Source organism: Holdemanella biformis DSM 3989 (assembly GCF_000156655.1).
Taxonomy (GTDB): domain Bacteria; phylum Bacillota_I; class Bacilli_A; order Erysipelotrichales; family Erysipelotrichaceae; genus Holdemanella; species Holdemanella biformis.
The window spans coordinates 113,929-125,633 of sequence record NZ_DS996845.1 but is presented as its reverse complement, the minus strand read 5'-3'; the positions used below and the strand labels follow the sequence as shown (position 1 = coordinate 125,633).

Annotated in this window: 11 protein-coding genes; 1 reads left to right on the top strand and 10 read right to left on the bottom strand. The window is 31.1% G+C overall.

The features are described 5' to 3' along the window. Nucleotides 1–63 precede the first annotated feature (63 nt). The 6 genes from deoD to EUBIFOR_RS09020 all read right to left on the bottom strand — a co-directional run bounded on the left by deoD (nt 64) and on the right by EUBIFOR_RS09020 (nt 6,448). Nucleotides 64–780 (bottom strand): purine-nucleoside phosphorylase, encoded by a 717-nt coding sequence (deoD, locus tag EUBIFOR_RS09045; RefSeq protein WP_040466433.1) that lies wholly within the window; start codon nt 778–780, stop codon nt 64–66. 4 nt (nt 781–784) lie between these two features. After that, complete coding sequence (locus EUBIFOR_RS09040; protein WP_003865725.1) at nt 785–2,611, bottom strand: BglG family transcription antiterminator; 1,827 nt, start codon at nt 2,609–2,611, stop codon at nt 785–787. Nucleotides 2,612–2,794: 183 nt separating this feature from the next. After that, a complete protein-coding gene (locus EUBIFOR_RS09035) occupies nt 2,795–4,375 on the bottom strand; it encodes an adenine deaminase C-terminal domain-containing protein (protein ID WP_167528778.1) in 1,581 nt (526 codons plus the stop codon). Nucleotides 4,376–4,557: 182 nt separating this feature from the next. Next, a complete protein-coding gene (locus EUBIFOR_RS09030) occupies nt 4,558–5,832 on the bottom strand; it encodes a PTS sugar transporter subunit IIC (RefSeq protein ID WP_003865723.1) in 1,275 nt (424 codons plus the stop codon). Between the two features lie 3 nt (nt 5,833–5,835). Further along, nucleotides 5,836–6,132 carry a PTS sugar transporter subunit IIB gene (locus EUBIFOR_RS09025; protein ID WP_003865722.1) on the bottom strand — a complete coding sequence of 99 codons (297 nt, stop codon included), beginning with the start codon at nt 6,130–6,132 and terminating at the stop codon, nt 5,836–5,838. Further along, on the bottom strand, nt 6,125–6,448 hold the full coding sequence (locus EUBIFOR_RS09020) for a PTS sugar transporter subunit IIA (RefSeq protein ID WP_003865721.1): 324 nt from the start codon (nt 6,446–6,448) through the stop codon (nt 6,125–6,127). The genes EUBIFOR_RS09025 and EUBIFOR_RS09020 overlap by 8 nt, the downstream gene beginning before the upstream one ends. Nucleotides 6,449–6,667: 219 nt before the next feature. On the opposite strand from EUBIFOR_RS09020, the gene EUBIFOR_RS09015 reads away from it, so the two are divergent. Continuing rightward, the gene (locus EUBIFOR_RS09015; protein ID WP_003865720.1) at nt 6,668–7,189 is read left to right on the top strand and encodes a DUF5662 family protein; all 522 of its coding nucleotides are present in this window, start codon (nt 6,668–6,670) and stop codon (nt 7,187–7,189) included. Here the strand turns inward: EUBIFOR_RS09015 and glmS are convergent, their stop codons facing one another. The 4 genes from glmS to rsmG all read right to left on the bottom strand — a co-directional run bounded on the left by glmS (nt 7,190) and on the right by rsmG (nt 11,597). After that, complete coding sequence (gene glmS, locus EUBIFOR_RS09010) at nt 7,190–8,995, bottom strand: glutamine--fructose-6-phosphate transaminase (isomerizing) (protein ID WP_003865719.1); 1,806 nt, start codon at nt 8,993–8,995, stop codon at nt 7,190–7,192. 239 nt (nt 8,996–9,234) lie between these two features. Beyond that, on the bottom strand, nt 9,235–10,113 hold the full coding sequence (locus tag EUBIFOR_RS09005; RefSeq protein ID WP_003865718.1) for a ParB/RepB/Spo0J family partition protein: 879 nt from the start codon (nt 10,111–10,113) through the stop codon (nt 9,235–9,237). A gap of 3 nt (nt 10,114–10,116) precedes the next feature. After that, nucleotides 10,117–10,893, bottom strand: a complete 777-nt coding sequence (locus tag EUBIFOR_RS09000) for a ParA family protein (protein WP_003865717.1) — start codon at nt 10,891–10,893, stop codon at nt 10,117–10,119. 2 nt (nt 10,894–10,895) lie between these two features. Then, nucleotides 10,896–11,597, bottom strand: a complete 702-nt coding sequence (gene rsmG, locus EUBIFOR_RS08995; RefSeq protein ID WP_003865716.1) for a 16S rRNA (guanine(527)-N(7))-methyltransferase RsmG — start codon at nt 11,595–11,597, stop codon at nt 10,896–10,898. Between the last annotated feature and the right edge of the window lie 108 nt (nt 11,598–11,705).

Genomic DNA, 11,705 nt, shown 5'->3' with positions numbered 1-11,705 from the left:
CCCAATCCCAAAAGAATCGATGACGATCGTTACAATTTTTTTAAATTTACAATTCCCTTTCATCTATAACTCCAATGCCGTTTCAAGAGCAATTTCAATCATGTTTATAAATAGTTTTTCACGTTCTTCACTTGTTGTTTTTTTCTTTGAAACCATGCTATCTGAAATTGTTAATAGACATGCGCTTTGTTTGTTTAACACTTTTGCATTATGAAAAAGAGCATATGATTCCATCTCTACACATTTACACTTTTCTTTTTGAATAGCATCATTTACTAAAGCTTTAGCTTTCTCTTCTCTTTTGTATACATCTGAACTATGCGCCTTAGCAACAGTCAATTTCCTTCCCATTTTTTTTGCCGTCTTTAAAATCGTTTTGTTTAATTGCAAAGATGGTTTTTCAACATGAGTCTTTTTCAACGATTGACAATATGCATAAGTTGACTCACTATAACATTCATCAACAAGCACCGTATCATAAACATCTAATTCTTCAGTGTATGATCCGGCTGTTCCAATTCGTATAATAAATTCAACATCATATTTGTCAAACAATTCATAAGAGTATATTCCCATGCTTGGTATTCCCATACCACTTCCCATAACAGTAATCTTCATGTTTTTATAATATCCAGTAAAACCTAACATGTTTCTAACATTATTTATGATTGTCACATCATTTAGGTAAGTATCTGCTATCATCTTTGCTCTTAGCGGATCACCTGGCATTAAAACAATATTGGCTACATCTTCCTTTTTAGCTTCAATATGTGTACTCATATCATTAATCATTTCCTTTCATTAATATAGATATAAAATCTTTAAAATTTTTACATTCCAACATTTTTTGATATCGTGTTTTATCATCAATTGCATCTAAAATCAACTCATACAGTTTAGGAACTTGATCAAAAGACTTGTTTAAAGCAAACATAAATATCAGACGTACATTATAACCATTCCATAAAATCGGTTCTCTCAATACAGAAATACAAATTCCGCTTTTCTTAGCATCTTTTTTTATGCTATGTGGAATAGCTATTTGATTGGAAAAGCAAGTTGGTGCAACGGCCTCTCGCTGGTATACTTGGTTGCGAAAATTCTCGTTAACATAATTATTTTCATATAATCTTTTGCACATCAAATCAATAATTTCATCTCTTGTTTGCAACGATATTTCAGGTAAAAATAAATTTTCATTAAAACATTCTGATATAGCTAAACTTTGATAAGCATTATTTACTTTGATTTGTTTAACTATTTTTTCAATCGCATGATATTCATTTGAATTTAAATAATCTTCAATTTTATATACTTCACATGAATTATTCCAATTTAATTGAACTAACGTCAATATCAAATCTGGTTTTACTTCTGAAATGCCCTTTGTATCCAAAAACGAAAAATTTCCACAATATTTCACATTTGATATGTCCTTAATTCCATTCAAAATAATTTTTTCTACAGCTTTTCCATATGGATTAACAAGCACTATTTTTATGTCCTCGCCACTTAATTTTTGTAAAGCTCCCAAAATATGCATTGCTATATAACCAACTTCACTTATATCTAATCTTAATGTTGTTTTTTCATAAAATCTTGAAGATATAAACGCCGCAATATCATAAACCAATACATATTTTTTTCTAAACTCATCAATTAATGGGTTTTTTAATTGCGTGTTTGCTTTACATCTTCGTTCTGCATACTTTAGATGCAAACTCAATTCATCCATTAAAGTATTATCATCTTTCAAATTAATAGAATATATTTGTTTTATTTCATCAAAGATTTCCATTAAAAAATACTTATATTCTTGATAATAAACGGATTGATTATCAATGTTATTTAATTTCAAAGAGATTTCAATTCTTGTTGCGACTTCCTCGCTCAATAACAGTCCCGTTTGTTTAAATAAATATTTTGAAAAATCATTATTTACTGTATTTTCTTGGAAATTCTGATTCAGTTGTGCAGCTAAAATATGTAATAAGATTGACATCAATTCAAAATCACTTACAACAATATCTTTTTCCCTCACATATTCATAAATTGCATTTCGAATAAATTTTACATCTAATGGTGCAAAATAAGATTCTAGAATAGACATATCAAAATCTGCATTTTCACTTTCCATACGCAAATAGTATACGATAACCTTTTGTTTTTTTACATCATCGCCTTTAAAATACAACTTATTCTTTTTTCTTACTATACATACATTAAATTTTTTCGAAATTTCATCATTAAGTTCTTTGATATCTTTATTTAATGATGAAGTACTAATATATAATCTATCAGCTAATTCATAATAATCTATTACATTTTGTACCACTAATTCTTTTACTATAAAAATTTTTCTATTTTCACTCACCACTTGTTGTTTATCATCACTATTTATGACAAAATTATCTTTTAATTTGTATCCTCTACCTTTTTTCGATTGTATAATGTGATCTCCATACTTTGTGTTTATAGCCACAATTTCATTTTGGACAGTTTTCGAACTTATTGAAAGATTTTTAGATATTTCAAGAGAAGTAATACATTCATTTTCTCTAGATAAAATTTCTAATATTTTACGCTGTCTTTGATTCAGAAGTACCTTCATGCCCAAAATCCTCTTACTTTCTAAATAATTTTATATGTATTTCTTTTAGCTCAAATTATAAATCGAATAATATAAAAAGACTAATTATCATTAAGAATAACACTTAATATATTCCTAAACAAATTAAATTCAGCCTATAAACAACTATTTACATATTTTTACTTAAACTAAAATATTAGCAATTTAATCAAATAATGAAATATATTTTTTTTCTTCTGTTAGTACAATCCCTTTATCTGAAATTTTCACATAAGGACAAACCAATAAAGAAAGTATCGTGATCCTAGATATGGGATTGTCAATGTATGTATTTCCTAATTGTGCATTGGCTTCATTCATTTTTGTGATTTTATCAACAACAATATTTATAGGCTCATCAGACATCAATCCTGCAATAGGCAATTCTAATGTGGCAATTACATTACCATCTTCAATTGCGCAAAAACCACCTTTTTGTTTGATCAATTGTTGTAAAGCAAATAAAGCATTTTTAGAATTATCATACACAATAGCTATGTTATGCGAATCATGTCCAACAGTACTTGCGATTGCTCCGTGATTAATACCAAAATTTTTTACAACACCAATTGTATAAGTATCTTTTTTATATCTGTTGATTACTGCAACATACATATAATCTTTTTGACTTGATATATCTACTTGTTTGTTTTTTGTTGGAAATTCAATTTGTTTTAAATTCGTTATAGAAGATGAATAAGATTCAAATTCTACTACATTGATAATTTCCTTTTTATTCTGAGAAGATATTTTAAATTTTTCCTCATCAAAACTTGGAACATGAATTGTATCCCTTAAATCATTTCCACTAGAATCAACAGATAACATTGAAATAAGTTTGCCATTTTTAGATACACACTGACCTTCAAAATAAACAGATTTTATATTTACACTTTCAATATCAGCTAAAACATTTAAATCTGCAACATAACCAGGAGCAATTGCCCCTAAATTATTGATATTTGCTTCAAGACAAGGCCTATAGGATGCACTTATATAAGCTTCAGTTAAGGGCATACCACATAAATAAGCATGTCTAATAATGCCATCTAGATGTCCTTTCTTTTGAATCACATCACTTCTACGATCATCACTACTAAAGGACACTCTCTCGTAATTTCCTATTTTTTTTAAAGCTTGCATAATTTTTGGCATATTATGATTGGTATTTGCATCTCTTATATCTATCCACATTCCCTGCCTATACTTTTCAATCACTTCTTCAACTTGCCTAGCCTCATGATCACTTTTAATATTTGCACATAAATATGCAGACAATCTATTACCAGTTACTAAAGGTGCATGTCCTTGGATATAACAATTTTTTCTTCTGGCCGTTTCTAATATTTTCCCAATTCTTTCATCGTTATTTATGACACCTTCATAATCCATCACTTCACCTAAACCAATAACATTTTTCTCGTCTAGAAATTTTTCATATATCTTATAATCAAAATTTGCACCGCTATTTTCATAATTTGGTACTGAAGGAACACATGAAGGTACAGTTAATAACTGTCGCATAGGTAGGTCTTTAGCACTAGAAAGTATGTATTCCAATCCTTTTTCTCCTGCTACATTTGCAATTTCATGAGCATCCTCTAAAATCGTTAACGTTCCATGAGGTATAACTAATTTTGCATAGTTTGCTGGCGTTAATAAGCTGCTTTCGATATGCGTATGTGCATCAACAAACGCCGGACAAAGAAATAAACCATTTCCATTAACAATATTTTTACTATTCATTAGTGGTTTATCTACATTATATTCAACATGGGATATCCATTTTTTATAGATATAAACATGTGCATAAATCCACTCTTTAGTAAAGACATTTAAAATTTTGATATTTTCAAATACTGTATCATTCTCGATATATCCTTGACTTGCATTTATTAATTCTTCAATACAATCGCATTTTAAATTGATCATTTCGATTCTTTATTCTCCAGTTTTAATTGTTGTCTTTCATACATCTTAACAAACGGATAATAAAGTACCATATCTAGAATCAATAATGCTACAACTAAAAGCAATGCTTTTACATCTCCTGTTGACAAGAATGCGCCAAAAACACTTGGCATATTAAATGATAACATTGCATATGTTTTACCAATGATATTAGTATTCATACAAAAATATGCAATACATGCATTAATTGTTGGTACAAATGCACATGGAATAAAGAAAATTGGGTTTAACATCATAGGTAAACCAAAAGTAGCAGGTTCACTAATTCCGAAGAAAGCCGGTAACACACTTATACGACCTACTGTTTTTATCATTTCAGATTTAGAAAAACAACATAATATTGAAACTGATAAGCACGCACCGACTCCTCCAATAACCACAAAGTATACCCAGAAAGACTCTGTCAAAATTGCAGTAGGAGCTATTCCTGAAGCTTGTTGTGCTGCATTAGTTGATAGATTCATAAACATAATAGGTCCCATCAATCCCCAGAATGTAGCATTATGGATTCCAAAGAACCAAGCTGCATTTATAATAAATGTCATTAGTAAAATAAACCATAAACTATCAGTAGCTTTGATTTGTGGAGCAATAATACTTGCTATCCAAGCAGCAAAAGTAGTATTCATTGATTTGAAAATCACAAATAATACTAAATAAAATAACATAATCAACACAGAAATAGCTAATGAAGAGAATGTTTCACTTAATGATGGTGGAACACTATCTGGTAATTTGATTTTTCCAAAATTTTTCTGTTTTAAAATACGATATATTTCTACAGTGAAAATTCCTACAAAAAGACCTACAATAATTCCTTTTCCATCTAAATAATTTAAATCTGTTAAAGATGTTCCATATACTAATTTTTCAGGTTTTACTGTTAACATAAACATACCAAAAATACATATAAACAAAGGAATCAATGGATCTACTTTATATTCTTTACATAAGTTATAAGTAATACCTAATGCAATATACAAAGATGTAAAACCTAGTCCAAGAACTGAAACCCAAGAAAAGATTGCACTATTTGCAGACACAAAGTCTGCCCACGCCTTCATAAATCCTGTAGCATTTTCTGTTGCTGGTGCTGCACCAATTACAGCAAATATACCTCCGAAAATCATAATTGGTAACATTGAAATAAATGTATTTCGTATAGCTTTTAAGTGAACTTCATTACCTAATTTTGCCGAAATTTCCAATATTTTCTCTTCTAAATTTTTCATAGCCTATCCCTCCAACATTTCTTTAATTTGTGAAATCACATTATCCACTCTCATCATTCCATAATCCATTGGATTAATATAACTAACCGGAATTTTATTTTGAGTTGTTTTTTTTATACTAGGAATCAAATGGCGAATCTGTGGTCCTACAAGAATAACATCAATGTTTTCAATATGTTCCATATATTCTCCTTCTCCAAATGCTTCAACATAACAATAACCATCACAATTTTTATTGATTTTTTGAGCCAACATAGCAGTAGACATTCCTGCATTACAAACTAGCATTACATTAATCATTAGATTTTCCTTCTTCCTTTTTAATAATTTCCAAAAACTTTCTTACTAAAGTAATAATAGTTTCTGCACTCATCATTTGATCTTCCGCATGCACCAAAAACAAACTGATTTGCATTGTGCTACTATCAACAGATTCTGAAAGAAGTTTGGCATGAATCTTTTTTGCTTTCAACAAACTGTTATAAGCACTTTCTAGCTTTGAATTGGCTTGAGAATAATCCTCTTCCTTAAATAAATCCAACGCTTCAATACAAGAAGACTTACAATCTCCGCTGTACGAAATGATTTGCATTAATAGTGTTTCAATATCTTCCATAACTCTCCTCCTTAATATCCCTAATATATAATAAAAAAATTAAAAAAAATTTCTCTTTTTTACTTTATAAAGAGAAATTCTTTACAATTTTACAGTTGAACATTAATACTCAATAACATAATACCTTACATAACTGATTTTTATTTATTATAATCAATTTTAACTAGAATGGTTTTCTTATTATTCATATGCTAAAATAGGCGAGAAAGAAGTGAATTTATGAATAAAGCATTAGCACATTTACATACAATCAATAAGCACAAAGTAAAAGTTACATACTTGTGTTTTCGCTGTCATTTATACAAACAAGGATTACTACATGACTTAAGCAAATACTCTTATATCGAATTGAAAACCGGTTTTCATTATTATCAAGGATTCCGCTCTCCTATTGATGCAGAAAAAGAAGAAAAAGGTTATTCATTAGGTTGGTTACATCATAAAGGAAGAAACAAACATCATTGGGAATATTGGCTTGATTTTGGCGTAGATGGCATATATGCGTGTAAAATGCCAACCAATTATGTCATTGAAATGTTTTGTGACAGAGTTGCCGCAAGTATGATCTATCAAAAAGAAAAATACACCGATTCAAGCGCCCTTGAATATTATGAAAATGGACGAGGTAAAATTCTGATTCACCCGGAAACAGACGCCCTCATCCATCACTTATTGAAATATTTATCTGAGCATGGTTTAGATCAAACCATTCATTATATTGTTACAGAAATCAAAGAATAATTATTCTACAGTCACACTTTTCGCAAGGTTACGAGGTTTATCTACATCGCAACCTTTTTCTTTTGCGACATAATATGCGAGTTCCTGCAATAAAACAGTTGCTGGAATACAACTAAATAATGGATCCACATCCGGAATACGAATTACATAATCAAAACCTTCTGCATTCTGATTTTTTGAAGTAATTAGAATGACTTTTGCCCCACGAGCTACTGTTTCTAAAATATTTGAAATCGTCTTTTGTGCAACACTAGGCTGTGTAGCTAACGCAATCACTACCGTATCTTTTTCAATCAATGCAATAGGACCATGTTTTAATTCTCCAGCCATATATGCATCGGCATGTACATAAGAAACTTCTTTTAGTTTTAATGCCCCTTCTAAAACACTTAAATAATCCAATTGTCTACCAATAAAGTAAGCATCTTTTTGATTCGTTAGTAGTTTTGCGAATTCTGCCATTTTATCTTCTTGTTGAAGCATTTCTTCTACCACTTCTGGCATTTGTTTCAACTGATTGATCATATTATATTTATTTTCTACATCCCCATTACATAATGCTGCAAGTTTTAAACATAAACATGCCAACAGCACAAGTTGTGTTGTATAAGCCTTCGTACTTGCGACTGCAATTTCTGGCCCAGCACAAGTATATAATACAAAATCAGATAAACGAGCTAGACTAGAGCCTAATACATTTGTCACAGCTAATGTTTGTGCTTTGTTTTCTTTTGAAAGTTTTAATGCCGCCAAAGTATCGGCTGTTTCTCCAGATTGTGAAACAAAGATGCATAAAGTGTTTTCATCAATTCGATAATTTCCATATCTAAACTCACTTGCACTAATGCAGTAAATTGGTAAATCAATCCATGTGCGCAATAAGTATTGAGCATACAAACTCGCATGATATGCAGTTCCGCATGCAACAAAATAGATTTGATTGATTTTTGAAACGTCTAAACCAGATAATTCTGGCATAGCCAAATTATTTTCAATATGAGCTCTTAGCGTTTCTTTAATGACATATGGCTGTTCATGCATCTCTTTTTGCATAAAAGTATCATATCCACCTTTTTGAGCTGCACACGCATCATACGAAATGTGTGTCCATTTCATAGATACTGGATCTCCAAAGAAATCATATAATTCAATACTTCCTGGTTTCAAAATAGCCATTTGATTATCTTCTAAAGCACAAATATCCTTTGTGTAATCTAATACAGCTGGAATATCACTTGCACAAAAAGCAGCCGTATCCGTTTTTCCAACAATCATTGGACTTTCTTTCTTTGCGACAAAGACGCAGTCTGGATAATCTGTACAAACTACACATAGCGCAAAACTTCCTTGAAGATACTGTACACATTTCTTTAAGGCATACATCATATCTCCTTGATAGTAATAATCCAACATATGAACAATGACTTCACTATCTGTCTGTGATTGAAATTTATATCCTTGTTCCAATAAACATTCTTTAATGGATGCATAGTTTTCGATGATTCCATTATGCACAATTGAAATTGTCTCACTCTCATTTGTATGTGGATGTGAATTCATATTACTTGGAACACCATGCGTTGCCCAACGTGTATGTCCAATTCCTGTATGTTCAGGATGTTCTTTTTCGGATAATATCTTTTCTAAATTTGTTAAGCGTCCCTTGGCCTTATACGTTTCTAAATGATGACTTGAAACTAATGTCACTCCTGCAGAGTCATATCCACGATACTCCAATTTTTCCAAACCCTGCAATAAAAACGGTAAAGCATTCTCTTTACCTGCGTAAGCTGTGATTCCACACATTATAAAAAATCCTCCTATTATATTATTTTCATGGAGGATACCAAATGGATTTGTTCAATATTCACACATTGGTTTTGTCCATCGTTAAAGGTTGTATCAACCTCCAGACTACCCGCCGAATCTTTCGATAAGTCTGGTCCTCGTCAACTAGTTTCTAGTCCTGGCGCTATTTTTTTACTACAACTCCATGAATAATGAATATTATACAAAAAATAATACATATGTCAAAAAAAGAAGACTTACTCTTCTTCAACTAGATTCAATAATTCTAGTATTCGATTTAAGTCTTCTTTATTTTCATAATGAATAGAAATTGAATTTTTACTGATAGATACAGATGTTTGGAAGAATTCTTGTAGCTTTTCTTTCGCTGCTTTCACATAAATATCTTCCTTTGGTTTTTCTACCGTTTTTTTATTATTTGTATCCTTTACAATTTGTTCTACTTTACGCACAGACAACCCTTGATCGATGGCCTGTTTAGCAATCTTGCGCATGCTAGATTCCGTTTTAAGACCCAACAAAGCACGAACATGCCCCATACTTAATTGTTTATTTACAACATATTCCTGTACATCTTCAGGAAGTTTTAATAGACGCAATAAGTTTGTGATATGTTCACGTGATTTTCCCACACGATGAGCCAATTGTTCTTGTGTATATCCTAAACGCTGAATCAATTTTTCATAAGCTTTTGCTTCTTCAATTACGTTTAAATCTTCACGTTGAATATTTTCTAACAACGCAATTTCCATCATTTCCTGATCATCAAAATCAACAATGATAGCTGGAATATTCTCTAATCCAGCAAGTTTTGAAGCTCTAAGTCTTCTTTCGCCTGCAATCAAATCATATCCCTGAATACTTTTTTTAACTAGAATAGGCGTAAATACACCATGCTGCTTAATCGATGAACTTAATTCTTTTAGCGCTTCATCATTAAATACTTTACGAGGCTGATATGGATTTGGACGAATTTCATTTACAGGAATCTTTGATTGTTGCTGACTTTCAACTTCCATATCTCCATTTTGAATATCATCTAATACCTTGGAAACATCTTGCCCAAAAATACTAGACAAGCCTTTTCCTAAACGAGCATTATTTTTGTTATCCATAAATTATGCCTCCTTTGAATTACGTTTTAGTACTTCTTCAGTTAAACCAGCATATGCCTTGGCACCTGTACTTTTTGGATCATATTCAAAAATCGATACACCACGACTTGGTGCTTCAGACAATTTTACATTTCTTGGAATTGAATTTTGATATACAAGCTTTCCAAATGTTTGACGAACATCTTGCGATACATCAACACTCAATCTTGTACGAATATCAAACATCGTTAATAAAATTCCTTCGATTTTCAAGTTACGATTACTTGTTCTTTGTACAAGACGAATTGTAATCAACAATTGCGTTACACCTTCCAATGCATAATATTCACATTGTACTGGAATTAAAATACTGTCAGCCGCCGTTAATGCGTTTGTATTTAATAAGCCAAGTGAAGGTGGACAATCAATAATAATATAATCATATTGATCTCGAATAGGTGCAATTGCCTTTTTCAACAATTCTTCCTTGCCATATTCCATTTTATCCATGTCCAAATCAGCACCTGCTAAATTAATGTTAGCCGGTACAATATCAATTCTAGGATTCACCTTAGGCACGATAGCTTGCTGTATTGGAACACCTTCCATTAAAACTGAATAAATTGTTGCTTGTGAATTATTTTGATTCGCACCCAATCCCTGTGTAGCATTTCCTTGTGAATCGAAATCAATCAATAATACTTTTTTACCTACATGTGCAAGTCCACTCGCCAAATTTATAGAAGTTGTCGTTTTTCCAACTCCACCTTTTTGATTCGAAATCGCCATTACTTTTCCCATACTTAACCCTCCAAAGGTTTTTTCTTGATTTGCCCATACGCCCTAGGATATTTACTAGGTGTATGTTTTACCTTTTTAAAATATAAATTAATACGTGTTGCATCCTCTTCAATCATGAATTTTTCTTCATCAACCAATTCAACACCTAATGTATCAATTGCCTTTTTCGCATTTAATAATTCTTCATGTCCATTTTTTCCTTTTAGTGCCACCATTGTACGATTCATTTTCACAAAAGGAACACAAAGTTCTAATAAAATTGATAATTTCGCAACAGCACGTGCGCTGACCACATCAAAACATTCACGCTTTTCTTTCGCTAAATCTTCGGCTCGAACATTTAATATATCTAGATTTTCTAAGTTCAATTGAGTTTTCACTTCATTTAAAAAACGACAACGCTTTTGTAAAGGCTCCACCAATGTCATATGTACATGTGGAAATGCAATTTTTACTGGGATTCCAGGAAAACCTGCGCCTGAGCCAATATCACACATTGTTTCAAAATCAATATTTGAAAAAGGCATGATTGAATCGTAGAAATGTTTCTCCCACACTTCTTCTTCCTGCGTAATTGCCGTTAAATTCATCTTCTCATTCCATTCAATAAGAAGTTGCATATATTTTTCAAATCGATTCATTTGTTCTTCATTTAATTGGATGCCAGCTTCTAAACAAGCCTTTTGAAATTCTACTTTAGTCATGAAAACCCTCCACGCTAATCATTATATCATATAATCGTTTCCGTCGTATTCTTACTATACGCAATAATTCGACATTATGCATGTCAGTTTATTAGTTTTGTTCATTTA